The sequence below is a fragment of the Neoasaia chiangmaiensis genome, from assembly GCF_002005465.1.
Taxonomy (GTDB): Bacteria; Pseudomonadota; Alphaproteobacteria; order Acetobacterales; family Acetobacteraceae; genus Neoasaia; species Neoasaia chiangmaiensis.
On sequence record NZ_CP014691.1, the window covers coordinates 1,948,680 to 1,971,736 of the forward strand.

Here is a 23,057-nt window from a genome sequence, read left to right on the forward strand (position 1 = left end):
CGTTGCTTGACCCGGGACTGGCAATCCTGTCAGGACCGGGCCCAGGGCGCCGCCGGACCGGTTGTCGTCTTCTTGGGCATCTTGATGGGAACGCCATGAGACCGAGCACCGCGTTGCGGCAGAGCAATCGCATTCAGTATCTTCGTCGGTCGGCCCGTGTCACGACCACGCAGTGGCGACGCACGTTGACCTACTGGCTCGGTGCGATTCTGGTGGGGATTGTCGCCGTCGGCTTTGCCGAGGCTGCCGACTGGGCTGCGCGCGCGCGGTCGCGCATGGTGCATTGGGACCCGTGGATCATGGTGGTGGTCATCCCGGGCGGGCTGGCGTTGTCCACCTGGCTGACGCGCCGGTTCTTCCGGGGGGCGCAGGGCAGTGGCATTCCCCAGACAATCGCGACGCTGCACATCGATAATTTCGGGGTGGTCGACAGGGTTCTGTCGCTGAGGACGGCTTTCGGCAAGATCCTGCTGACGACATTCGGCTTGCTGTGTGGCGCGTCCATCGGGCGTGAAGGTCCGACGGTGCAGATCGGCGCGTCCATCATGCATGCGTTTTCGCGCCTGCTGGGCCATTCGAATGTCACGGCCAAGCGCGGCGCCATTCTGGCCGGTGGCGCGGCGGGGGTCTCGGCGGCGTTCAACACGCCGCTGGCTGGCATCGTCTTCGCGATCGAGGAACTTTCCCACTCCTTCGAGCAGCGCACATCCGGCACGATGCTGACAGGCGTGGTGCTGTCGGGTGTCACCGCCATCGCGCTGGTCGGCAACTATACCTATTTCGGCCATACGGACGTCGATGTGCCGATCGGCATTTCATGGATCGCCGTGTTGACCTGCGGGATCGTCGGCGGTCTGGCCGGCGGATCGTTTTCCGCGATCCTCATTCGTGCCTCGAAAGGCATTCCGGGTGCCCTGGGCCGTTTCATCATGCAGCGTCCCGTTGCCTTCGCGGCGTCCTGCGGGTTGGTGCTGGCGGTTCTTGGCCTCGTCTCGCACGGGGCGACCTATGGCACCGGTTATGCCCAGGCCCGGGCGATCATCGATGGGTCGGAGCACTACCCGGCGTCCTTCTTCATCCTGAAATTTCTGGCGACCATCGTGTCGTACTGCTCCGGCATACCGGGCGGTCTGTTCGCGCCGTCCCTGGCCATCGGCGCGGGCATCGGCGGCTGGATCGAGCAGTTCCTGCCGCATACCACGCCCGGCGCGGTGGTGTTGCTCGGCATGGTCGCGTATTTCTCCGCCGTCGTGCAGGCGCCGTTGACCGCGACGGTGATCGTCATGGAGATGTGCGACAACCAGCAGGTGACGCTTGCGCTGATGGCGACGTCCTTCCTGGCGTTCGGCGTGTCACGGATGATCTGCGCGCATGCGCTGTATGGCGCGCTGGCCGATCGTTTCATGGATACCGTGGATCGCGCGCCGGTCACGCGCCGGCCCGCGACGGAGAGCCGTGGCGCGAATGCGACCGAGACGCTTGTCGGTGAGGTTCAGGGCAAGCCCGACGCTTCCTGATCCGATGCACGTGGCGTCAGGCTTGGCGTCATGGTCCGGCGTTCCCACATGCACGTCATGACACCGTTCTCGATCCTCGATCTCTCCCTTATCACGGAAGGCGGCGACGTGGCGGGCGCGCTGCGCCGTTCTCGCGATCTGGCGCAGCACGCCGAAGCGCTGGGTTTCGACCGCTACTGGGTGGCCGAGCATCATGCCATGCCGGGCATCGCCTCCGCTGCGACGTCCGTGCTGATGGGCTATCTGGCCGAGGGGACGCGGAAGATCCGGATCGGCGCAGGTGGCATCATGCTGCCGAACCATGCGCCGCTGGTCATTGCCGAGCAGTTCGGCACGCTGGCCGCCCTCTATCCCGGTCGCATCGATCTGGGTCTGGGGCGCGCGCCGGGAAGCGATCAGGTCACCGCCCGCGCCTTGCGTCGCCGTATGGATCGACAGGACGACTTTCCGCAGGATGTTCTGGAGCTGCTGCATTATTTCGAGCCGCCCGTGCCGGGGCAGGCTGTCGTGGCCACGCCCGGCGCCGGATCGGATATTCCGGTCTGGCTGCTGGGCTCGTCGCTCTATTCGGCGCAACTGGCGGCGGCGATGGGCCTGCCTTTCGCGTTTGCCTCGCATTTCGCGCCGCAGATGATGGATGAGGCGATTGCGCTTTATCGCCATCGCTTCCAGCCCTCGGCGCGCCTTGCGCAGCCGCATGTCATGCTCAGCGCCAATATCATCGCCGCCGATACGCCAGCGGAGGCTGCACGGCTGGTCACGTCGTTGCAGATGTATTTCGTTGCCTTGCGGCGGGGCCGCCCACGCGCTTTTCCGGCGCCGGTCGATCCGGAAAGCCTGCACTGGACGGATGTGGAGCGCGGCCTTCTGGATAGCGTTCTGTCATGCTGCTGGGCAGGCGATCCGACCCATATCGCGTCGTCGCTGCGAACGTTCATTGCGCGCTACAGGCCTGACGAACTGCTGGTTGCCGCGCCGATCTACGATCATGCCGCCCGCCGGCATTCGATCGGCCTGACGGCGGCGTTGCGTGAGGCGTTGTAGCGCCGCCGTTATTTGTTGAACGTCTGCTGGAAGCGCCCGGCGAGCGCGCAGGCGGCTTGGATGATGCCCAGATGGCTCAGGCCCTGCGGCGTGTTGCCGAGATACTGTCCTGTGGCGGGGTCGATCATCTCCGCGATAATGCCGCAGTTCTTTGGGAGCGCGCCGAGGAAGTCTTCAAAGAGCTTCTCGGCCTCCTTTCGGTGCCCCAGGAGGGTCAGCCCTTCGACCATCCAGCAGGTGCAGGCCAGGAAGGCACCTTCTTCCTCCGCCATACCGCTGTAGCGATAGAGGAAAGGACCGCGCCCCAGTTCGCTGCGGATGGCCTGGAGGGTCGAGAGCATGCGCGCCTTGCCGTCGAACCCGAACGGTACGGCCAGTGCGAGGGACGCATCCAGCTTGTCGGTGCCGGGGTAGAACGTGTAGGCCTGTCGTGTCTCGGACCAGCAGTTCTCATTGATCCATTCCACGATGCGCTGCGCTTCGCGTTGCCAGCGTGGCAGGCAGTCCTTTGCGATATGGCCCCTCTCTGCCAGGGCGCAGGCCCGGTTCAGCGCCTGCCAGCAGCTGATCTTGGACATCGTGTAGTGCTGGCGGTCCGTCAGTTCCCAGATTCCGGCATCTTTCTCGTGCCAGCGATCGGCGCAACGGTCTGCCAGATCGGCCAGCAGCTTGGCGCTCTTTTGGTCCAGGATATTGCCGTCGGAGACGAACAGCGATGCCGTCTCGAAGATATCGCCATAGATGCCGTGCTGATGCTGAAGGCTGGCACGGTTGCCAATGACGACGGGGGTGGAATGACGGTAACCTTCGATCTCCTCCAGCATGACCTGATCGTTCACCGGCTCGCCGGAAAGTGCGTACATCACCAGGGGGCCATGCTGGTTCAGCCGGTGCATCAGCCACGCAAAGGCGGCCTTGGCCTCCGGCATCGCGCCGATCCGCAGGAATGCCGCCGTGACATAGGCGGCGTCGCGTATCCAGGCGTAGCGATAATCCCAGTTCTTGCAGCCGCCGATGCGCTCGGGCAGGGAACTTGTCGCGGCGGCGGCGATTGCGCCGCTTGATGAATACAGCAGAAGTTTCAGTGCAAGGGCGCTGCGACGGACGACGCTTTGATAAGGGCCTTCGTAGCGCACATCGGCGGCCCATTCGCGCCACGCATGGTCGCTGGTTTCGATGCGTTCGTCGATCTCCGTCAGGAGCGGGATGCCCAGCGGTTCGTCATCGGCCGCCTGAATGGCGACGAGCGTATGGCTGCCTTCCTTCACGGTGAACTCGGCTTCGACCGACTGATCGACTTCGTGCAGGATCCGCACGTCATCGCTCCGGCGCAGGAGCGCGAGCACGGAACCGATATGGAAAATCGCGCCGTTGGGGTTTGGCTGGATCCAGGGTGAGACGCGACCGCCGCGCGTGCCGAGGCGCAGGCGCAGTGCGAATTTCACATGGCCCCTGATGCCTTCGACCCGACGACCGAACTCGGTCCAGGGCAGGCGACCGGCCAGACTGCTGTTGAGTGACTCGGTGATCCGCGCCTTGCCGCTTGCCGTCGTCACGACGCTTTCCATCACGTTGCTGTCTGGATGATAGTGACGGCGAACGGTAAAGGACTCGACGGGCCGGAGCTGAAAGAAACCGCCGGCACGATGCATCATCCGCTCGAAGAGTGGGGGCGAATCCAGATTTGGTACGCACCACCAGTCCACGCTGCCATCGGGCGCGACCAGTGCGACAGACCGGCCGTCTCCCAGGGCAGCGTAATCCTCGATGAGCCAGAAGCCGTCGCATGGGCCGGATGGCGTGAACGGTTCGGCCAATGCGGAGATATCGTAGGAACGCATGCCTTATCGGCCTTTTTCTGTTCGAGTTCATTCAAACTCGAACGGGACGACGATGGTTTCGTTGACGTTTCCGTCACCGGGAACGTGTGTCGTCCGGCATGATACGGCGTGATCGGGATATGGGGAGAATGGTGGACCCGAAAGGATTCCGACAAATCTTGAAAATCAACGCACTAGAAGCACAAACCATGAAAACTAGCGCATTGAAAAGAATGACTCTTTTTTGGCACTGTCAAACCACTTTTCCCTGTACACCGCCACCCGAATGTGAGATTCTGTGTGGGCTGCGGCGGTGTGGATGGACACACAATAGGTTAGGCGAGAACCCTTGAGTCGAAAGTCAGATTTTATCTGGTCGAGTAAGCCTAAAAGACGCAAGCCGGTATCAAGCCCGGTCCGCAGCACCACCGCCCCGACTATAGGGACGGAGACGCGCACAACTCAGGAGCGCGGCAGTCGGTGGAAGACATTCGCCATGAACGTCGCGAAGGCCCACATGCCAAGGAAGGCCGCAACACGCCGCGTCCTCGGCATGCGCAGGACCGCCGCTACCGCTTGCAGGACGCCGATAAATCCGACGATGGCCGTGAAGTAATGGATGACCCAGTAGAACGAGTAGAACCGGCTGGTCGTCACGATCCACTGCCACTGCCACTGCCAGTGCCAGACGGCAAGCGCGGCCCAGCCGAACAGGACGTAGGACATCAAAAGGTCGATCCAGGGCCAACCTCTCGCGCCGCGATAGCGAGCGATTGCTGCATCGGCGGCGGCCAAAGACGTGGTGAACCGCCGCACGTCATGCGACGCTAGTGGTGGTAACCCGCCCTTTTTCTGCCGTGGCGGACACGACCGCGACGCAGGGCGCGGCACGCGACTTTTGCGCCCAGCTTCTTCGTTGCCTGCTCGGACGGCATGTACGATCTCGAGGGCGTGGTGATCGGGGGACAGCGCGACGACGACACCGGGGAAGGGTGGGACCCGTCGGGCACGTTCACCCTTTTCGACGAACAGGGCGCCATTCTCGACGTGAATGGCTGGCGCGCCACCGAACTGAAATTCGTCATTCATATTGCGGCAGAGGAGCAATAGCCGATGTTCGTTCTTACCGATTCCTGGTTTCAGGCAGTCACGGATAACCTCGTGCTTCGCGCTGGCCTCGCCCAGACTTTCGATCGCTGTGCTGCCGCTCGTGCCTTCTGGGAGACGCATCTCATGCGTCTTCATCTCGACCCGCTGCCGGGTGGGCCGCCGCCGGAGTGCATGGTGCGCCTCGACGAGCGTCCCGTGACCCCGATCGCCCTCGTGGTCAGCGGACGCCGGGACACGGCTTGCGACGATTTCGACCTGTCGGGGCCTTTCCTGATCGTCACCACAAAGGGCACGATCGAGCGCTGCGAAAGCTGCCTCCTCGAGATCGTGAGTGCTGTGATGTCCGATCTCGAGATTTGAACCGTCCCGGGATTGGCGGAGGCCCTTTCTCCTGAGAAGAAGGTCTGACGAGCAATCCCGCGAAGAAGGAACGATCACCTACTCGCATTGTGGTGGGTTGATGCAGTGATTGTGAGGTGACAGAAAAATGATCCTGTAACTTATTCTCTCCTGCGCAGTTAAGCAGCACGGCTTAACGAAGAGCGCTTTATGACACCGAATTCCTTTGCCGCTGTTGGTGCTGATAACAGTATTGGCGTTCCGAGCCTCAATCGGGCGTTGTTCGCCCTATGCGCACTCAACTTCTTCATGGCGGATGTTCAAGCGGGCGTCGGACCCTTCCTGGGCGTTTTCCTACAGCGGCATGACTGGCAGACAGGGCCGATCGGTACCGTAATGACGGTCGGCGGAATTGCCGGAATGATCGCCACGATCCCGGCGGGTGCGTTCATTGACCAGACAAGGAAAAAGCGGCTACTCGTCATCGTGGCGGCGCTGTGCACCATCTCCGCTTCAATTCTGTTGCTGACTTCACAATCGGTGGCCGTTGTAACGGTCAGTCAGCTCGCAACTGCTGTGGCAGGTGCTGGAATCGGGCCGCTGATGACGGGCATAACGCTCGGGATCGTGCGCCAGAAAGGCTTTAATGCACAGATAGGGCGTAATCAGGCGTGGAACCATGCGGGCAACATGGTGGGGGCAGGACTTTCCGGTTGGCTGGGGTGGCGGTTCGGTCTGTCAGCGATTTTCTGCCTCGAAGTCGTATTCGGCCTGTTCGCCATGTCCGCTGTTCTTCTGGTTCCGGAAAGATCCATCGATCACAGGGCCGCGCGTGGACTGGGAGACGAACAGGCTCGTGATGACGGCAGGGCCGAAGGGTTAAAGTCATTTCTGCGACACAGACCCCTGCTCGTCCTGGCAGTCTGTCTATGCTTTTTCCATCTCGGCAACGCAGCGATGTTGCCGTTGTATGGCATGGCGGTCGTTAGCGCTGGCAAAGGCAATCCGGCCATGTTCACCGCGCTGACCGTGGTGGTCGCTCAAGCTGTGATGATCGTCGTTAGTCTTCTGGCCATGCGCTTCATCAGAGCGCGCGGCCACTGGATCGTTCTGCTCTTGTCGTTTGCCGCCCTGCCGTTGCGTGGCCTGGTCGCGGGAAGCTTCATCCAGCATTGGGGCGTGTGGCCGGTGCAGATCCTCGATGGTATCGGCGCAGGACTCCAGAGTGTTGCCGTGCCTGGCCTGGTGGCACGTCTTCTGGACGGAACCGGGAGGATCAATGTCGGCCAGGGTGTCGTCATGACCGCGCAAGGAATTGGAGCGAGCCTTTCTCCTGCGCTGGGAGGGTGGCTCGCCGAGGATCTGGGATACCCGTTCGCCTTCTATACTTTAGGCTGCTTTGCCGTCGTGTCGCTGGGGCTGTGGATAGGCTCGGCATCGACCGTGCGTTCCGCCGGACATGTGCCTGCATGATGCTCCATCATGAGGCGATCTGGACGATCGCGGTTCTGGCAACGGCGGGCGTCATCATCCGGCCGTTCCGGGTCCCGGAGTGGGTGTGGGCAGTGACAGGGGCGGCGCTCCTCATGCTGACAGGACTGATTCCGTTCTCCATGGCCGGGGCAGGTATTCTAAAGGGTGACGATGTCTATCTGTTTCTGATTGGTATGATGCTGCTCAGCGAGACCGCCCAGGCAAACGGCCTGTTTGAATGGATAGCGGCCTGGGCGGTCGATCATGCCGCAGGTTCGATGGTGAAATTGTTCACACTCGTCTATCTGGCGGGTGTCCTGGTGACGACCTTCATGTCCAACGATGCGACGGCTGTCGTGTTAACCCCGGCGGTGCTGGCAGTGGCGAACAGGGCCAGGGCCGATCCGCTTCCGTTGCTGTTCGCATGTGCGCTCATTGCCAATGCCGCCAGTTTCGTCCTGCCGGTCTCAAACCCGGCAAATCTGGTGCTGTATGACGGTGCGCTTCCTGCTCTCGGGTCGTGGATGGTGTCGTTCGCGCTGCCGTCGCTCATGGCAATTGTCATGACCTATCTGGTCTTGCGCGTCACTGAACGAAAACACCTGAGCCAGCGATGTGCGTCTCAGGTTGACGTGACGCCGTTGACGCGAGGTGGCAAGGCAGCCTTCGGAGGAATCGTGCTGACAGCGACCCTGCTTATGATGTTCTCCGCGCTCGATCGGCCTCTCGGATTGCCGACGGCGCTTGCTGGCATTGCGACAGCTCTGGGAGTGTCCGCGTTGGCGCGACGGTCGCCATTTGCACTCGCGCGCAATATTTCATGGGGCATTCTCCCGCTCGTGGCGGGGTTGTTCGTTCTGGTCGCGGCGATCGATAGTACCGGACTGGTCGGACATGTTTCCCAATTGCTTAAGGAGGCGGCAAGGACCGATCCTGCGACTGCCGCTTTCGGGTCTGGCACCCTTCTGGCCTTCGTCTCGAACATCATGAATAACCTGCCAGCCGGATTGATCGCCAGTGAGGCAGTCGCTCAGGCTCATGCGCCGCAGCTGATGGTTGATAGCCTGCTGATAGGCGTGGATCTTGGCCCCAATCTTTCCGTGACAGGGTCTTTGGCCACAATCCTCTGGCTCCAGGTTATCCGCCGCGGACGCGAAGATGTCGGGTTCCTGCAATTTCTGAAGGTGGGCGCCCTTGCCATGCCTGCTGCGCTGTTCACCGCTCTTGGCGCGCGACTATTGATCGGATGAAACGGGGTTATCGGAGACTGAAGCCATGAATACTGTTGCGGCGTTTTCCTTCATCTTTGCGGCGGGCATGTTGCAGGCCGTAGGCGCCGTGATGAACGGCGCCCTAAATAAGGCCGTGGTCAATCCATGGCTTGCCACGGCCATCTCCTTTCTACTGGTGCTTTTCCTCGCGGTAGCATTGTTCGTCTGTATGCCGAAGCCGCTGCCATCAACCGGCGATATGTCCCAAATGCCCTGGTGGGCACCTTTAGGCGGAATCACAGGGGCGGTCGCCGTGTTTGCCGGGCTCCTTCTAATTCAGAAACTAGGTGCCGGACCGGTGAATGGCATCACAATCACGGCTAATATCCTGGCCAGTCTCCTAATAGACCACTTTGGATTGCTGCATATGGAACAGCATTCTCTCAACCCCTATCGTGTTGCGGGTGCAGTCCTAATGATCGTTGGCGTGACGTTAATTGCCAAATTCTAAACGTAACCTGCAACCGCGCCGCACCGTCTGGCGCGTCGGCGAAGTGTGACGACGGGTCGTATTCTTTCAGCCTGCACCATCGAGGTATCTGCTTGCACCATTGCAGGGTTGTGCAGCGGTTGTGAGGTGATATTATGGAGAGGGGCAGAGTGGTTTTTTGGTGAACAAGGCCTTGGGGCGCGAAAAATAACTGCTAGCGCCCTCATGCCAGACCTAAAAATCCCGGCCAAGTATTACGTAAACCGGACATCATTCAACCCAAGTTTTTATCCGGCATAGCGCACGGCCTCCACGAACAGCTTGAACGCCGCCGACGCGTTCCGCCGGTTCGGATAATAAAGATGGTAACCGGGAAGATCTGGGGTGAATTTCCCCAGGACATGGATCAGATGCCCGGTGTCGATATCCGCCTGCACCATATCCCGTGGCAGGTAAGCCAGCCCATGCCCGTCCAGGGCGGCATCGCGGATAAGGTCGATGGTATTGAGCGTCATCTGCCCCTCCAGCCGCACCCGCGTTTCCCGCCCACCGCGCATCAGACGCCAGCCATTGACGGTCTGCGATGTCGGCAGCCGCAGATTCACCGCCTTATGCTCGACAAGCCGTGCTGGAGAGGTTGGCACCGGGTGGGTGCGGAAATAGTCCGGTGATCCGACAATGGCCATGGGGATATCCGGACTAATTCGCACGGCAATCATGTCTTTCGCAATCTCGCCGCCCAACCGGATGCCAGCGTCGAAGCGATCTGCCACCACATCCGCCAGTCCGTAATCGATGGTCACGTCCACGCGGATATCGGGATTGTCTCGCAGAAGCTGCTTCACGCCGGGAAGGAGAATGGTTTTCGCCGCATGTTCCACGGTCGTCACCCGGATGGTGCCCGATGGACGGTCCCGCAAATCACCCAGAGAGGCCACCGCCGCGTCCAGATCATGCAGCATCGGGCCGAGCGTCGCGAGCAGCCGCTCGCCCGCTTCCGTCGGTGCCACGCTGCGGGTGGTGCGTGACAGCAGGCGCATGCCCAGCCGTTCTTCCGTCCGCCGCACGATCTGGCTCAGACCGGACTGTGCAATGCCAAGACGACGGGCCGCCTTGGTGAAGCTGCCTTCCTCGGCCACCACGACGAAAGCTGCCAGATCGGCGATTTCATCCCGCCTCATTCATCACTCCAGTGATAGGGACATGACGGATTATCCGTCTAATCCGCGCAATGGGTTTGTCGTACCATGCTTTCATCAACAGGAGACAGACCATGCGGGCCGCACCCTACGCGGGGAATCCCGTAGACCAGCTTCAGCAAAAGCATGTGCGCGCTCTGGTGGCCAAGGAGTCCCCGTCGCCCGCGACCGCAAATAGGGTGCTTCGCCTTCTGCACCAGCTTTGCCATCATGCGATTGAACTGGGGTGGATCGACACAGACCCGACGAACGGTGTCCGGCGTATCGCCGCCAAGAGCAAAGGCATCCACCCTTGGACAGATAGTGAAATCGCTTCCTACGAGTCGCACTGGGCGACCGGGACTCGTCCAAGGATTGCCCTGGCACTCCTTCTTTTCACCGGTCAGAGGCGCTCAGACGTGGTGCGCATGGGGCCATCGGACGTTTGGCATGGCGGTCGCGTCCATCAGCAGAAGACCGGGGCGGCGCTCATAATCCCCCTTCATGAAGATCTGAAGCGAGAGATTGATGCAGCACCAGCGGGAAAGACGTTCCTCATGACGGACCGTGGGCAGCCCTATTCGGTCAACGGCTTTTATAACTCATTCGTGAATTGGGCCAAGGAAGCGGGATAGCCGAGCGGGTGCAGCCCCCACGAATTGCGCAAGGCCGCCGCGCGCCGGTTGGCCAGTATACAAGAGCCGTTGACCAAAGGAATCTTGCCCGCGACGCGATGGTCTTAATAGCAGGATTGTCAAACCCTGCTACCGATGCACAAACCTTGGCGGAAAACTGCGGGGAAATTGACCAATGGCGGACCCGAAAGGATTCGAACCTTCGACCTTCGCCTTCGGAGGGCGACGCTCTATCCAGCTGAGCTACGGGTCCACGCGCCTCTCATAACCAATCCCGTGCCGCGACGCCAGCCCTGCGAGACGAATTGTCGTCCCGGTTGTCAAAGCCTCGTTTTTTTGTGACGGGTGGCATAGTGACGGCTGGCGTCGTTTTTGCTTTGCATATGGAAAATCGTGATGAATCAGGAACGTTTTCCATGCCCGACGCCGCACCCTTGCCGAACCGACGCCGTTTCCTGGCGGGCAGCAGTGCGACCGGACTCGCAACCTTGCTGCCCGGCGCAGCGGAAGCCGCGCAGAAAGGGGTGCTGACCGGCTTCGATCTGGCGCGGCGGCAGGGATTTCCCATGTTGCGGCACGGTCCTTTCGGGCTGATCGCCAATCCGACCAGCGTCGATGCGACGGGTGTGCATATTGCCGATATCCTGCATGAGACGGCGGGCGTGCCGCTCGCGGCGATGTTCGGGCCGGAACACGGTTTCCGGGGCTCGGCGCAGGCGGGGAAATCGGAAGCACGCAGCCGCGATGCGCGAACCGGCCTGCCGGTTTTCGACATCTATGCGAAATCGGGCGATGCCCTGACGGCGATCTTCCGCGCGGCGGGCATCGGTTGTGTCGTGTTCGACATTCAGGATGTGGGCGTGCGTTTCTACACCTATATCTCGACGCTGTTCGACAGCCTCGTTGCCTGCGCGCGGCTGGGTTACGAGATGATCGTCCTCGATCGCCCCAATCCCATCACGGGCCTGGACTGCGCCGGACCGGTCATGCAGCCGGGCTACGAATCCTTCATCGGTCGCGCCGCCATTCCCATCCGGCACGGCATGACGGTGGGCGAACTGGCCCGGTTGTTCAACGCGGCGTTCGTTCCGGCATTGGCAGGCCGTCCGGCACGGTTGCGGGTCGTGGGCATGCAGGGCTGGTCACGCGATATGTGGTATGACCGGACGGGGCTGATCTGGGTTCCCCCCAGCCCGAACATGCCCAGTCTGGAGACGGCGATCGTCTATCCCGGCACATGTCTTTTCGAGGGGACGACGTTATCGGTCGGGCGTGGGACGACCATGCCGTTCGCCTATCTCGGTGGGCCGGAGGTCGACGGGGCGGCATGGGTGGCGGCGCTGCGGCGGCGCGCCCTGCCCGGCTGCGTGTTCCGGGAGACGTATTTCACGCCGGGCTTTTCGCGGCATGCGGGCGAGACGATCATGGGGCTCGAACTGATCGTTACGGATCGGCAGGCTTTCGCGCCGATCCCGACGGCGCTCACCATGCTGTCGGATGCGTTGCGGCTGGCCGGGAAACCGTTCTGGTCGGACGGGGGGCGGACGTTCGACCTTCTGGCCGGCGACGGTGATACGCGTGCGATGCTGGAACGCGGCGTGGCGCCGGAGCGGATCGTGGCGGGATGGCAGCCTGCGCTGGACCGTTTCCGCGCGCGGCGATCGGGCTATCTGCTCTATTCCTGAGGCGTGTCGTCAGGGATCGCCCGCGTTCCATGCGGCGGCGGCGATGTCGCCGCCCGATGGCAGTGCGTGATCCGGCCGCAGGATCCATGCGGCGATGTCGGCCGTTGCGCGGGCGCCCGCGCGGTCTCGCAGCAGGAGATGATGACCGCCGGGGATCTCGTCACGCCGGACGGCGTGGGGCAATGCGCGCCAGAACCGCGCCATCGGGCCGGGTGGCACGAGCTGGTCATTGTCGCCATAGATCGCGAGAACCGGCAGGCGGGCATGTGTCGCGCCGGCGCGTGCCGCGGCCATGAGTTCAACCAGGCCGTGCAGGGCATGCAGCGTGCTGCTGTGCAGGGTCAGCGGGTCGAAATACAGGCGACGCAGCGCGGCGAGATTATCGCTGGGCACGATCCGGACCGGCAGATCGCTGCCATCGAAGCGCCAGTAGGGTGCGACGGCATCCATGACCGCCAGGGTCGCGCGGGAAGCATCGTCCAGCCGCCAGACGGCGGGTGCGACGAGGATGGTGCCTGCGATCGGGGTGGGATCGGGTTCCTCGTCCAGCCGCAGGGCGACCGCGCCGCCCATGCTCTCGCCCATGACGAAAAGCGGCGTTGCGGGATACTGGGCGTGCAGCCAGGCGGCTTCCTCCCGCGCGTCGGCGACCATGCGTTCGGTGCTGGTCCAGCCGCCGCGGCCGGGTGCCTGACCGAAGCCGCGCTGGTCGGGCGCGAAGATGGCGATACCCTGCCGCACGAGTTTGGGGGCGGGCATTTCCCATGCATCCCGGCTGTCGCCGAAGCCGTGCAGCGCCAGCACGATGGCACGGGGTTGCGCGGGCGGGCGCCAGATGCGCACGGGAATACGGGCGCCGTCCGAGAGTGTGAGCGTCGTATCCGGCGGAATCAGCGCGGCTTCCTGGCCATGGGGATGCGGGACGCGGCGGGGCGTGCCGGCACAGGCGGAGAGCAGGGCCGCCAGCGCGCAGGCGGCGAGAATGCCGGTGCGGCGTTTTGAAAAGAACGTGAAACGGCCTATCATCGGCGCAGTATCCGCTGTCCTGCCGTTTCGGCCAAGCGCCCGAAGGGGAATGTTCTTGTCTTATCCGTTCCTGATCCGTTTCGACGGGCATCGCGCATGAGCGACGCGCCGCATCTGGTCCTTGTCGATGGGTCCGGCTTCATTTTTCGGGCGTTTCATGCCCTGCCGCCCATGAGTAGCCCTGAGGGCGTGCCGGTCAACGCCGTGTTCGGTTTTACGAACATGCTGACGCGTCTGCTGCGCGATCATGTCGGGACGCATCTGGCGGTGATTTTCGATGCGGGGCGCACGACGTTCCGCAACGAGATCGATCCGCGTTACAAGGCGCACCGGCCGGAGCCGCCGGAGGATCTGATCCCGCAATTCGCGCTGATCCGCGAGGCGACCGCCGCCTTCGGCGTGCCGGGGATCGAGCTGGCCGGCTGGGAGGCGGACGATCTGATCGCCTCCTATGCACGCGCCGTGGAGGCCGTGGGCGGGCGTTGCACGATCGTCTCGTCCGACAAGGATCTGATGCAGCTGGTCGGGCCGAAGGTCGAGTTGCTGGACCCGATCAAGCAGAAGCCGATCCGTGCCGAGGAGGTGATGGCCAAGTTCGGCGTGACGCCGGACAAGGTGATCGAGGTGCAGGCCCTGATGGGCGATTCCACCGATAACGTGCCGGGCGTGCCGGGTATCGGGCCGAAAGGCGCGGCGCAGCTTGTGCAGGAATATGGCGATCTGGAAGCGATCCTTGCCGCCGCGCCGACGATGAAGAAGTCCAAGCGGCAGCAGGCGTTGCTCGACCATGCCGAAGACGCACGGATTTCCAGACGGCTGGTAACGCTGGCCTGCGATGTGCCGCTGCCGGAGCCGCTGGAGGCGTTGGGCACGCGCGATCCCGAGCGCGACACGCTGCGGGCATGGCTGGACAGGATGGGTTTTCATTCGGTGATCCAGCGCATGGCGCTGGGCGCGGCCGCGACACCACGCACGGCCGATGAAGAGACGGCTACCGCACCTGTAGGCGATGCGCCGTCTTTCGGGCCGTATGAGACGATCACCGACCTGGAGGTGCTGGATCGCTGGATCGATGCGGCGCGGCAGGCCGGTCGCTGCGCCGTGGATACGGAGACGGACAGCCTGAACGCGCGGACGGCCAGTCTGGTCGGCATCTCGCTCGCGACGGCGCCGGGCAAGGCGGCCTATATTCCGCTGCGTCATGACGGCACGCTGGAACAGCCCGCGGGCCATCAGCTGGCAGTGGACGACGTGCTGGCCCGGCTATCGCCCCTGCTGGCCGACGACACGGTTCTGAAAATCTTCCAGAACGCGAAATACGATCTGCTGGTGTTTGCAAATGCCGGGGTCGAGACGATCGCGCCGATCGACGACACCATGCTGATGTCCTACGCGCAATCGGCGGGCGAGCACGGTCAGGGCATGGACGAACTGGCGCAGTTGCATCTCGACCATACCCCGATCAGCTACGACACCGTGACGGGCACCGGCCGCAACCGGATTCCCTTCGCGCGGGTGCCGCTGGACCGGGCGACCGCCTATGCCGCCGAGGATGCGGATGTGACCCTGCGGCTCTGGGATGTCCTGCGCCCCGGCCTGCGGGCGCGGCAGTCGCTGGTGGTCTATGAGCAGATGGAAAGACCGCTGATCGGCATTCTGGCGGGGATGGAACGCCTTGGCATCAAGGTCGATGCGCCGGAACTGCGCCGCATGTCCGCGGATTTCGCGCGCCGCATGGCGGAGATGGAAACGGACATCCACCGTCTTGCCGGGCGCAGCTTCAACCTCGGATCGCCCAAGCAGCTGGGGGAGATCCTGTTCGATGAGATGGGCCTGCCGGGCGGCAAGCGCACCAAGGCGGGGGCGTGGGGAACGGATTCGTCCGTCCTGCAGGAACTGGCCGATAGCGGGCAGGAACTTCCCGCGCGGATTCTGGAATGGCGGCAGTTGGCCAAGCTGAAATCGACCTATGCGGATGCGCTGGTCGAGCAGATGGATGACGGTTCCGGGCGGGTGCACACCTCCTTCCAGATGGCGGTGACGACGACGGGGCGCCTGTCCTCCAACGAGCCGAACCTCCAGAATATCCCGATCCGGACGGAGGAGGGCGGACGCATCCGCCGCGCCTTCGTGGCGGAAGAGGGCTATGTGCTGGTTTCGGCGGATTATTCGCAGATCGAACTGCGCCTGCTGGCGGATGTGGCGGATATCGGCCCGCTGAAGGAAGCCTTCGCGTTGGGGCAGGATATCCATGCCCGCACCGCGTCCGAGGTGTTCGGCGTCCCGCTGGAGGGGATGGACGCCCTGACCCGCCGCCGGGCGAAGGCCATCAATTTCGGCATCATCTATGGTATATCGGCCTTCGGGCTGGCGCGGCAGTTGCAGATTCCTCCCGGCGAGGCGCGCCGTTACATCGATGCCTATTTCGCGCGCTATCCCGGTATCCGCGACTATATGGACAGGACGCGAGAGGAAGCGCGCGCCCATGGTTTCGTCACCACACCGTTCGGGCGGCGATGCTATGTGCCGGGCATTCGCGAGAAGAACGGCGCGCGGCGTGGTTATGCCGAACGTCAGGCGATCAACGCCCCCTTGCAGGGCGGCGCGGCGGATATCATCAAGCGGGCGATGGTGCGGTTGTCGCGCAGGCTGCCGGGTTCGGGGCTGGATGCGCGACTGCTGTTGCAGGTGCATGACGAATTGCTGTTCGAGGTCCGGCGCGAGGATGCGCAGGCGCTGGCGGAACTGGCGCGACAGGAGATGGAGCAGGCCGCGCGGATTGGCGTGCCGCTGGTGGTGGAAACGGGTATCGGGTCCAACTGGGCCGAGGCGCATTGAGCGAAAGAAAACGGATGAGCGGTAAAAAGACGTGGAGCGCCCGACGCGTTCTGTTGGTGGCGGTTGTGCTGGCGTTCGCGTTGGGCTGGACGGGTTTTCGCGTGGCATCGCGTTACGGCATGCCGCTGACGACGAACGGCAATGAGGTCGGCGGCTCGTTCCGTCTGACGTCGCTGGGCGAAGGCAGCGTGACGGAAGGCGATTTCCGGGGCTACTGGATCCTGATGTGGTTCTTCGACACGCATTGCCCGAAGGACACCTGTGGCCCCGTGCTGAAAACGATGAGCGATGCCTATGTGGCGCTGGGCAAGGACGGTATCCGCGTGGCGCCGCTGGTGGTCACGCTGGACCCCGTCAATGACGAGGCGAAGCAGCTTCAGGACTATGTGCTGCCGCTGGGGCATGAGGATGTGCCGCTGACGGCCGCGCCGAACATGATCGAGCGGGTGGCGAAGGAATTCCATGCGCCGATCGAGACCATCAAGGCGCCGGACGGCACCACCTATCACCGTCCCGCGCCGCGCATCGTCATCATGGATCCGGCCGGACATTATGCCGGCACCGTGGATGCGGATATCGGCACGGACGGCCTCGTGTCCCGGTTGCATGAGCTGGCGCATCACGGGTGATGCGTCGGCCTGACCCCTGGCATGACCTTTTTATCATGCCGGGGCCATCTGCCGTCACGTGACGTGCCGACCGCCGGGGCACTAAGGTCATTCCGGGGAACACAGAGACGACACGCCCGGCGTGTCGACATGTCATTCCCGGATCGCCGCGGCGGATGCTGTTGATGTTCCTCCCGCAACGTGTCGCGGCGGCACCGGGAGACGATCCCGGCTGGAGGCAATATAATGGCCCGACAAGCAACGGTTGCGATTTTCTCAAACGCCAAGGAAGCGCAGGCAGCCGCCGACGATCTTCTGGGCAAGGAGATCGAACCTGACGATATCAAGCAATATGCGCGCAAGCCCGATCGTTCGACGGCTGCGGCGATCACGCCGGCGAATGAACTCCAGTTGCACAAGAGCTTCTGGAACTGGCTGAGCGGCAGCAAGGAGACGGAGGAAGCCTACGACGAGTATCATGGCCGCTACGACAAGGTCGTGCATGATGGTGGGGTCATTCTGACGGTTGTCGTGGATGCGGCCCTTCAGCCCGTTGTCGATGGTGTCTTGCGTAGCCACCACCCGACGGACCTTCTGGTCAGGGCGTCCTGAAATCGGTCTGTCGCCTTTAAGGATTACGGCTCTTTAATATAAACTATGCGTGAAGCGCCGTCAGGGCCGAACTCCGGATCGGGTGTTGCGCTTGGAGCGTCAGGATTCAACTGGAATCCGCGGATGATCGTTCCGCCTGCGGGCGTCATCCGGCTCCGTGCCACAACCCTTCCGGGGGCGACCATGACCGATGAAACCATTGTAGCCATTTTCGATTCCGCCCGTCGGGCGCAGACGGCGGCTGACGACCTGATTGTCAACGACGTTTCGCCATTCGACATCAAGCTTTATGCACACGAACCGGAACGCACGATCGACGAGGCGCTGCGTGCCGAGAACGAGATGCACCGTCGGCGCAGTTTCTGGACATGGCTGATCGGCGATAGGGAGGCCCGCGATACCGACCATCGGCTCCATCATGCATTGTATGACAGGACGATCGGAAAAGGCCGCGCCCTGTTGACGGTGGTTCCGGGGGCGCGCCCCGGCAAGGGGCGCATCATGATTATGCTCCGCGCGCACAAGCCGCTCGAAATCGTCATGCGCCCCGCCGCCGTGCCCCGGACGGTGAAGCCGCGCGACTTCATCAACGATATTGACGAAGCGGATGGTGCGGTACGGATCGACATCGGGGCGATGGGACATGTCAGCGTCACGCCGCAACCGCGCCAGAAATACTGATTTTTCGGATTTTGGCTGGGGCGGGAGATCGGTCCTGCCCTGCCCTGCCTTGCTTGATGGTGCTGCGACCTAGGCACGTCGTCTGACAACACAGGGCTTGTTTGCCTATAGGGTGGGCAAACCTCTTAAAGTCCCGAATATGACTGCATGGCGGACGACTAATTCCTGAAAATCCATTCTGCAATTTTGGTACTGGAATTGCAGGCTGAGAATCTCGGTTATGGAATTTACCTATTCCGGAAAGGTGTTTTTTTGGAGTAGAGAAAGTGGATATTTTACAAAGAGCCAAATATTTTTGGATAAACCCAAGAAGAAAAAATGTTTACAATTAAAGCCACTATTACTGTAACGACAAGAAATGATGCTGTAGAAATAAATCTTTTCTTTTTTAAACCTATTGAGTTTATTCTATCTTGGTCACCAAGCGTGAAATCAATAAGCATGCGGGGGCCGAGTAAAGAAACATTTTTGTATATTAAATCTATTAACATTTCAATTATTGCATCCGATATAATTGAAATTGCAAAGCAAAATAGAACTATAGATGTTAGTGTGCTTGGCCCATATTTGTGATGTATAACGTTTATTGAGGCCCCGATAAAAGGGGATGCTTTCAGTATCACAGGGGAAAAAGATCGGAATTTTCCCTCTATTTTCCTAAAAAATTTTACATATCCACTTTCTATTTGTTTTGGTAGGGAATTAACCCATCCATTTATTGTTGCGCTTAATGCTTGAGCTACCATATAATCTGAGTATTCAAGAGACATTTTAATTGCAGGCGTGCCAATAAAACCTCTAAGAAAAAACGGAACGCTATCATCTCTTTCATCAACTTCATCTTTATCTATAACAATAGACACTTTATATCTTTGAGCAAAATCTTTAACTGTTTCTATTTCTGCCGGAAGAATAATTAAAAATTCCATTTCATACGAAATGGTTGATGTTTGCTCTCTAGAGCTCATGTCTGCAATTTTAAATAATTGGATGCTATTAAATGTTCTAGAGCCGTGCCTTCGTTGCACATGAACAACTTCTTCGTGACTTCCTACTATCTTATATTGAACAATAGTTTGGTGCATCATTGCATGCAAATTAACAATATCACTCGGTTTTAGCGTGTATCCCCCATTGAATATTCTATTAATTCTGTCAACTTTTTTTGTTATTTTATGAAATATCGCTTGGTATGCTCCAAATGGAATTAATTCATCGTTTATGAATACAGGACGACTAGAGAGATCTTGAGAAGAACCAGGAATCATTTTTCGCAAATCCGGCAGTTTTACTACAAAGTATAGAATTAATTATGTTTTAGAAATTAACAACATCAAATAAATAAAAAAGTTGTAAAAAATAATTTGATGAGTTATGTTTTGTAATTCTGAGATAGATTGAGATTTCTGGCGGTATTATAAAGCCGTGAAAAGCAGACAAAAAATAACTGTAATGTTTCTCCAAGAAAAAATTAAAAATAAACCATATGGAGTTTGGTTATTATTGAGTATCTATATCAAAGAAATTTTTAAGAAATAAAAAGATTAATTGATATATATTTGTATAATAAAAGTTGTCCTTTCTAAGGAAAAGATTTAGCTGTCATCAGCTCGGATGACAGACTTCAGTTCAGGAAGCTGCTGAAAAAGATTCAATCCGGAGATGAGCTTGTTGTGATGAAGCTCGACCGGCTGGGAAGGTCCATCCTTGATATCCTGACGGATTAGTCAGAATCTGAGGGGCCAAGGCGTCTCTATCACCTTCCATGGCGTGGGGACCATCAGGGATGACATGATGGGAAGCATCTGCTGTCCTTTACAGAGTTCGAACGTGCTCTGATGATCGAGCGCGCCCAGTCTGGCAGAAAGAGAGCCACGACCAACGGTTAAACTCTCCAGCCCGGCCAGAGACACTATCAAGCGATGTTATGAGCGTAAGGCAGGAACTGCATTGGCAAAAGAATATGGGATTGGTTTGCCGACTGTTCGGAGAGGTGCAGCAGAAAGCTGATTTCAGGGGCCTACAGAATCCCTGAATTCGTCTGGACTGTCGCTTCCGTTATTCCCGGAGCGGCTTTTTTCCGGGCCATCAGCGTTCGATTTATCGGTGCTTGGCTGGGGCGGGAGGATTCGAACCTCCGCATGGCGGAATCAAAATCCGCTGCCTTACCACTTGGCTACGCCCCAAGACGTGGGAGGCTTTTTAGTGCGGAGGCCGGTAAACGTAAAGCCGTCTCGTCAGCATTAATTACGATTCGAGTTCAAGGGGATGGTCCGGCACGCCGCCGGTCGCCCCGGCGGCTTCGGCCATGCGCTGCGTGGCCGAGGGGCGCAGCAGCGAGAAGCGTTCGGCGCGGTCGAGCGCCTGATCGAGGGCCGCCATCGTGGAGGACAGGTCAAGACTTTCGTCCTTTTCCCAGGCGCGCAGCGTGTAGGCCCAGATTCCGGCGATACCGTTGACGGCGATCTTGCCGCGCAGCCCTTCCGTATCCACGCCCGCGACGTCGGCGATCCATTTCATCGTATCGAGCGTCAGGACGGCCATGAGCGCGGCGAGGGGCGGATCGTAGGGGAGTGCGTGCAGGACGGCGCGGATGCCCTCGCGATATTGCTGGAACACGTCGAACCGGCGCATCAGCAGGTCGAACACGCGTTCGCGCACCGTGATGCCCGCGCCGTCGTCGCGCAGTGCCGATTCGTCGGCGATGCGGCCAAGGCGTGTCAGCAGCATGTGCTTGAAGGGAAAGCGGGCGCGCACCGCATCGACCGGCAGACCGGCTTCCCGGGCGGCATCGACGAGTGTCAGGCGCCGCCATCCGGACATGGCGGCGAGATTCATCGCGGCGTCCAGCAAGGCGTCATCGAAAGCTTCCAGGTCGGGTTCGGTCGGCGGTGCGTTATGGTCTTGTGGCACGACTGGTCGTTCCCTTCGCGAAAGCGTTGATTGGCCTGGATATAAGCGCGCGTATCGGGGCGCGGTTCATGGGAGGCGCGCCTGTCATTGCGCAAGTTCCCGCGCGCGCGCCGCAGCGGCGGAGATGGCCTGGTCGATGGTCTTCGGCCATGCCTCGGACGTCATGAGCACGGACAGGGCGGCTGCCGTGGTGCCGTTGGGGCTGGTCACGTTCCGCCGGAGCGTATCGCTTTCTTCCGGCGAGACGGCCAAAAGGGCGCCCGCGCCGGAGACGGTCCCGCGCGCGAGCAGCCGCGCGGTTTGCGCTGGCAAGCCATGTGCGAGGCCGGTTTTCTCCAGCAGTTCCGCGAGAAGGAAGACATAGGCCGGGCCGCTGCCGGATATGGCCGTCACGATGTCGATCTGTGCCTCGTCCGTCACCCATGCGACCGCGCCGACGGCACTCAGCAGGGCTTCGGCCTGCGCACGGCGGGCTGGCGAGACATCGTCGCTGGCATAGGCCCCGGTGATGCCCTGCCCGATCTCGGCGGGGGTGTTGGGCATGGCGCGCAGCACCGGCGGTCGGCAGCCGGAACGGCCGGCGATGTCCCGCAGGCCGGCGACCGTGCGACCGGCCATGACGGAGATGAGGACCGCGCCGGGCAGCCAGGGCGCGATGGCGGCGATGGCGTCGGCTGCCGCAACGGGCTTGACCGCGAGGATGATGAAGTCGGGCTGGAAATCCTGCGGGATGTCCGCAGGTGTTTTCGCGACCCGATGTGGTGCTGGAACGGCGGTGCCGTGCCGGTCCAGCACGACGGAGGGGGCCAGCCCCTTGCGCAGCCACCCCGACCACAGGGCGCCGCCCATTTTCCCGCGTCCGACGAGCAGGACGCGCGGCAGGACTGGATCGGTCATGCTTCGCCGGCGCAGTCCAGCATGGCGGCTTCAAGGGCTTCGGCGGGGGATTTGCCGCCCCAGAGCGTGAACTGGAAGGCAGGATAGAAGCGCTCGCATTCGGTGAGGGCGATATCGATCATGTCTTCCATGCTTTCGGATGCCAGGGAGGTTGCGCCACGCAGAAGGACGGCATGGCGGAAGACGGGCATGCCGGTGTCGAGATCGAGGCTGAAATGCCCGATCCAGAGGCGTTCGTTGGCCAGCGCAATGAGTTCGTAGAGCGCGCGGCGGCGGTTGACGGGTGATTTGAGGTCGAAGGTGCAGGTGAACTGCATGGCCGAGATTTCGCGCGACCACGAGAAGTAAAGGCCGTAATCGCACCATTTTCCCGGTGCCTCGGCGGCCATTTCGGAATCGTTGCGGCGATCGAAAGCCCATTCGTAGCCGTTGACGATCTGTTCCATCAGATCGAGCGGATTGGCGTCCTGCGAGACGGGGGAGGAGAGGGAAACGGCGGGCATGGACGAACTCCCTGAACCGTGCGGGCAACCCGGCATCCGAGGGCCGGGCTGGCGCTCCTGATGTCTGTCGTTCGCGCCGACGCGGAATGTCGGCGCAGGCTCACGTTAAGTAGCTCATTGCCGTTTCGCAAGTATCGACGCGGCAACGATGCCTTGGCTCAGCCCTGCGGGCCGTCGCCGTGATTGTCGTGGTGTCCGTGATTGCCTTTGCGGTGTTTCTCGAGCTCGTGAAGGCGTTCCTCGATGGTGGCGAGGCGTGCCTCGGCGTCTTCCTGGCCGGTCCGGGCGTGGGCGGCCATCTCGCGGACGATGTCGAGTTCCTCCCGTCGGACGAGATCGAGCGAGGCCAGCACCTCGTCGATCCGGCTACGGACCATGGACTGCACTTCCTCGCGCAGGCCATGAAGGGCGGAAAAGGCGCCACCCGCGACCCCGGCGAGGTCGTCGAAAAAGCGTGGCCGTTCTGGCATGGCCGGT

The 23,057-nt window shown here is 61.0% G+C and carries 23 protein-coding genes, 2 tRNA genes and 1 pseudogene; 15 read left to right on the forward strand and 11 right to left on the reverse strand.

Going from position 1 to position 23,057, the window contains the following annotated elements; genetic code table 11:
• Positions 1-95: 95 nt before the first annotated feature.
• Positions 96-1,517: a chloride channel protein gene (locus A0U93_RS09200; protein ID WP_077807098.1), complete on the forward strand. Its 1,422-nt coding sequence runs from the start codon at positions 96-98 to the stop codon at positions 1,515-1,517.
• A gap of 57 nt (positions 1,518-1,574) precedes the next feature.
• Entirely contained in the window at positions 1,575-2,561 is a 987-nt protein-coding gene (locus tag A0U93_RS09205) for an LLM class flavin-dependent oxidoreductase (protein ID WP_077808439.1), read from the forward strand.
• Between the two features lie 8 nt (positions 2,562-2,569).
• Here the strand turns inward: A0U93_RS09205 and A0U93_RS09210 are convergent, their stop codons facing one another.
• Complete coding sequence (locus A0U93_RS09210; RefSeq protein WP_077807099.1) at positions 2,570-4,402, reverse strand: glycoside hydrolase family 15 protein; 1,833 nt, start codon at positions 4,400-4,402, stop codon at positions 2,570-2,572.
• A 441-nt stretch (positions 4,403-4,843) separates the two neighbouring features.
• The gene (locus A0U93_RS09215) at positions 4,844-5,107 is read right to left on the reverse strand and encodes a hypothetical protein (RefSeq protein WP_147151060.1); all 264 of its coding nucleotides are present in this window, start codon (positions 5,105-5,107) and stop codon (positions 4,844-4,846) included.
• 207 nt (positions 5,108-5,314) lie between these two features.
• Between A0U93_RS09215 and A0U93_RS16430 the strand changes: the two genes are divergently transcribed.
• The 6 genes and pseudogenes from A0U93_RS16430 (at position 5,315) to A0U93_RS17110 (ending at position 9,150) form a co-directional block, all read left to right on the forward strand.
• Positions 5,315-5,491, forward strand: coding sequence for a hypothetical protein (locus A0U93_RS16430; protein WP_169852728.1), 177 nt, complete (start codon positions 5,315-5,317; stop codon positions 5,489-5,491).
• 3 nt (positions 5,492-5,494) lie between these two features.
• Positions 5,495-5,851, forward strand: a complete 357-nt coding sequence (locus A0U93_RS09220; RefSeq protein ID WP_077807101.1) for a hypothetical protein — start codon at positions 5,495-5,497, stop codon at positions 5,849-5,851.
• A gap of 189 nt (positions 5,852-6,040) precedes the next feature.
• Complete coding sequence (locus tag A0U93_RS09225) at positions 6,041-7,303, forward strand: MFS transporter (protein ID WP_077807102.1); 1,263 nt, start codon at positions 6,041-6,043, stop codon at positions 7,301-7,303.
• On the forward strand, positions 7,300-8,553 hold the full coding sequence (locus A0U93_RS09230) for an arsenic transporter (RefSeq protein ID WP_077807103.1): 1,254 nt from the start codon (positions 7,300-7,302) through the stop codon (positions 8,551-8,553). The genes A0U93_RS09225 and A0U93_RS09230 overlap by 4 nt, the downstream gene beginning before the upstream one ends.
• Before the next feature lie 22 nt (positions 8,554-8,575).
• A pseudogene (locus A0U93_RS09235) lies at positions 8,576-9,025 on the forward strand (DMT family transporter); the annotation flags it as partial.
• Positions 9,019-9,150, forward strand: a complete 132-nt coding sequence (locus A0U93_RS17110; RefSeq protein ID WP_371862860.1) for a DUF3761 domain-containing protein — start codon at positions 9,019-9,021, stop codon at positions 9,148-9,150. The pseudogene A0U93_RS09235 and the gene A0U93_RS17110, both read left to right, overlap by 7 nt.
• 141 nt (positions 9,151-9,291) lie before the next feature.
• Here A0U93_RS17110 and A0U93_RS09245 read toward each other — a convergent pair whose 3' ends face one another.
• Entirely contained in the window at positions 9,292-10,185 is an 894-nt protein-coding gene (locus A0U93_RS09245; RefSeq protein ID WP_077807105.1) for a LysR family transcriptional regulator, read from the reverse strand.
• Positions 10,186-10,277: 92 nt separating this feature from the next.
• On the opposite strand from A0U93_RS09245, the gene A0U93_RS09250 reads away from it, so the two are divergent.
• Positions 10,278-10,817: a tyrosine-type recombinase/integrase gene (locus A0U93_RS09250; protein WP_147151062.1), complete on the forward strand. Its 540-nt coding sequence runs from the start codon at positions 10,278-10,280 to the stop codon at positions 10,815-10,817.
• 176 nt (positions 10,818-10,993) lie between these two features.
• Here the strand turns inward: A0U93_RS09250 and A0U93_RS09255 are convergent.
• Positions 10,994-11,070 (reverse strand) — tRNA-Arg (locus A0U93_RS09255).
• 163 nt (positions 11,071-11,233) lie between these two features.
• On the opposite strand from A0U93_RS09255, the gene A0U93_RS09260 reads away from it, so the two are divergent.
• Positions 11,234-12,502, forward strand: a complete 1,269-nt coding sequence (locus tag A0U93_RS09260; RefSeq protein WP_077807107.1) for an exo-beta-N-acetylmuramidase NamZ family protein — start codon at positions 11,234-11,236, stop codon at positions 12,500-12,502.
• A 9-nt stretch (positions 12,503-12,511) separates the two neighbouring features.
• Here A0U93_RS09260 and A0U93_RS09265 read toward each other — a convergent pair whose 3' ends face one another.
• Positions 12,512-13,528, reverse strand: coding sequence for an alpha/beta fold hydrolase (locus A0U93_RS09265; RefSeq protein ID WP_077807108.1), 1,017 nt, complete (start codon positions 13,526-13,528; stop codon positions 12,512-12,514).
• Between the two features lie 96 nt (positions 13,529-13,624).
• Between A0U93_RS09265 and polA the strand changes: the two genes are divergently transcribed.
• The 4 genes from polA (at position 13,625) to A0U93_RS09285 (ending at position 18,267) form a co-directional block, all read left to right on the forward strand.
• Positions 13,625-16,366: a DNA polymerase I gene (gene polA / locus A0U93_RS09270; protein ID WP_077807109.1), complete on the forward strand. Its 2,742-nt coding sequence runs from the start codon at positions 13,625-13,627 to the stop codon at positions 16,364-16,366.
• 14 nt (positions 16,367-16,380) lie between these two features.
• Positions 16,381-16,995 carry an SCO family protein gene (locus tag A0U93_RS09275; RefSeq protein WP_077807110.1) on the forward strand — a complete coding sequence of 205 codons (615 nt, stop codon included), beginning with the start codon at positions 16,381-16,383 and terminating at the stop codon, positions 16,993-16,995.
• 225 nt (positions 16,996-17,220) lie between these two features.
• Positions 17,221-17,586, forward strand: coding sequence for a hypothetical protein (locus A0U93_RS09280; RefSeq protein ID WP_077807111.1), 366 nt, complete (start codon positions 17,221-17,223; stop codon positions 17,584-17,586).
• Positions 17,587-17,709: 123 nt separating this feature from the next.
• The gene (locus tag A0U93_RS09285; protein WP_077807112.1) at positions 17,710-18,267 is read left to right on the forward strand and encodes a hypothetical protein; all 558 of its coding nucleotides are present in this window, start codon (positions 17,710-17,712) and stop codon (positions 18,265-18,267) included.
• 275 nt (positions 18,268-18,542) lie between these two features.
• Here the strand turns inward: A0U93_RS09285 and A0U93_RS16190 are convergent, their stop codons facing one another.
• Positions 18,543-19,535 (reverse strand): hypothetical protein, encoded by a 993-nt coding sequence (locus A0U93_RS16190; protein ID WP_147151064.1) that lies wholly within the window; start codon positions 19,533-19,535, stop codon positions 18,543-18,545.
• Between the two features lie 381 nt (positions 19,536-19,916).
• Between A0U93_RS16190 and A0U93_RS16790 the strand changes: the two genes are divergently transcribed.
• On the forward strand, positions 19,917-19,994 hold the full coding sequence (locus tag A0U93_RS16790) for a hypothetical protein (protein ID WP_245825183.1): 78 nt from the start codon (positions 19,917-19,919) through the stop codon (positions 19,992-19,994).
• 384 nt (positions 19,995-20,378) lie between these two features.
• Here the strand turns inward: A0U93_RS16790 and A0U93_RS09295 are convergent.
• The 5 genes from A0U93_RS09295 to A0U93_RS09315 form a co-directional block, all read right to left on the reverse strand.
• Positions 20,379-20,453, reverse strand: a tRNA-Gln gene (locus A0U93_RS09295).
• A 61-nt stretch (positions 20,454-20,514) separates the two neighbouring features.
• Complete coding sequence (locus A0U93_RS09300; RefSeq protein ID WP_077807113.1) at positions 20,515-21,180, reverse strand: TetR family transcriptional regulator; 666 nt, start codon at positions 21,178-21,180, stop codon at positions 20,515-20,517.
• 84 nt (positions 21,181-21,264) lie between these two features.
• The gene (proC, locus tag A0U93_RS09305; RefSeq protein WP_077807114.1) at positions 21,265-22,077 is read right to left on the reverse strand and encodes a pyrroline-5-carboxylate reductase; all 813 of its coding nucleotides are present in this window, start codon (positions 22,075-22,077) and stop codon (positions 21,265-21,267) included.
• Entirely contained in the window at positions 22,074-22,580 is a 507-nt protein-coding gene (locus tag A0U93_RS09310) for a type III secretion system chaperone family protein (protein WP_077807115.1), read from the reverse strand. Before A0U93_RS09310 ends, proC begins: the two co-directional genes overlap by 4 nt.
• A 158-nt stretch (positions 22,581-22,738) precedes the next feature.
• Positions 22,739-23,050 carry an accessory factor UbiK family protein gene (locus A0U93_RS09315; protein ID WP_077808441.1) on the reverse strand — a complete coding sequence of 104 codons (312 nt, stop codon included), beginning with the start codon at positions 23,048-23,050 and terminating at the stop codon, positions 22,739-22,741.
• Positions 23,051-23,057: the final 7 nt, after the last annotated feature.

Excerpts from the sequence above, each read along its gene's own strand:
- A0U93_RS09200 (WP_077807098.1), top strand. The coding sequence starts at position 96 with ATGAGACCGAGCACCGCGTTGCGGCAGAGCAATCGCATTCAGTATCTT.
- A0U93_RS09205 (WP_077808439.1), top strand. The coding sequence starts at position 1,575 with ATGACACCGTTCTCGATCCTCGATCTCTCCCTTATCACGGAAGGCGGC.
- A0U93_RS09210 (WP_077807099.1), bottom strand. The coding sequence starts at position 4,402 with ATGCGTTCCTACGATATCTCCGCATTGGCCGAACCGTTCACGCCATCC.
- A0U93_RS09215 (WP_147151060.1), bottom strand. The coding sequence starts at position 5,107 with ATGTCCTACGTCCTGTTCGGCTGGGCCGCGCTTGCCGTCTGGCACTGG.
- A0U93_RS16430 (WP_169852728.1), top strand. The coding sequence starts at position 5,315 with ATGTACGATCTCGAGGGCGTGGTGATCGGGGGACAGCGCGACGACGAC.
- A0U93_RS09220 (WP_077807101.1), top strand. The coding sequence starts at position 5,495 with ATGTTCGTTCTTACCGATTCCTGGTTTCAGGCAGTCACGGATAACCTC.
- A0U93_RS09225 (WP_077807102.1), top strand. The coding sequence starts at position 6,041 with ATGACACCGAATTCCTTTGCCGCTGTTGGTGCTGATAACAGTATTGGC.
- A0U93_RS09230 (WP_077807103.1), top strand. The coding sequence starts at position 7,300 with ATGATGCTCCATCATGAGGCGATCTGGACGATCGCGGTTCTGGCAACG.
- A0U93_RS09245 (WP_077807105.1), bottom strand. The coding sequence starts at position 10,185 with ATGAGGCGGGATGAAATCGCCGATCTGGCAGCTTTCGTCGTGGTGGCC.
- A0U93_RS09250 (WP_147151062.1), top strand. The coding sequence starts at position 10,278 with ATGCGGGCCGCACCCTACGCGGGGAATCCCGTAGACCAGCTTCAGCAA.
- A0U93_RS09260 (WP_077807107.1), top strand. The coding sequence starts at position 11,234 with ATGCCCGACGCCGCACCCTTGCCGAACCGACGCCGTTTCCTGGCGGGC.
- A0U93_RS09265 (WP_077807108.1), bottom strand. The coding sequence starts at position 13,528 with ATGATAGGCCGTTTCACGTTCTTTTCAAAACGCCGCACCGGCATTCTC.
- polA (WP_077807109.1), top strand. The coding sequence starts at position 13,625 with ATGAGCGACGCGCCGCATCTGGTCCTTGTCGATGGGTCCGGCTTCATT.
- A0U93_RS09275 (WP_077807110.1), top strand. The coding sequence starts at position 16,381 with ATGAGCGGTAAAAAGACGTGGAGCGCCCGACGCGTTCTGTTGGTGGCG.
- A0U93_RS09280 (WP_077807111.1), top strand. The coding sequence starts at position 17,221 with ATGGCCCGACAAGCAACGGTTGCGATTTTCTCAAACGCCAAGGAAGCG.
- A0U93_RS09285 (WP_077807112.1), top strand. The coding sequence starts at position 17,710 with ATGATCGTTCCGCCTGCGGGCGTCATCCGGCTCCGTGCCACAACCCTT.
- A0U93_RS16190 (WP_147151064.1), bottom strand. The coding sequence starts at position 19,535 with ATGATTCCTGGTTCTTCTCAAGATCTCTCTAGTCGTCCTGTATTCATA.
- proC (WP_077807114.1), bottom strand. The coding sequence starts at position 22,077 with ATGACCGATCCAGTCCTGCCGCGCGTCCTGCTCGTCGGACGCGGGAAA.
- A0U93_RS09310 (WP_077807115.1), bottom strand. The coding sequence starts at position 22,580 with ATGCCCGCCGTTTCCCTCTCCTCCCCCGTCTCGCAGGACGCCAATCCG.
- A0U93_RS09315 (WP_077808441.1), bottom strand. The coding sequence starts at position 23,050 with ATGCCAGAACGGCCACGCTTTTTCGACGACCTCGCCGGGGTCGCGGGT.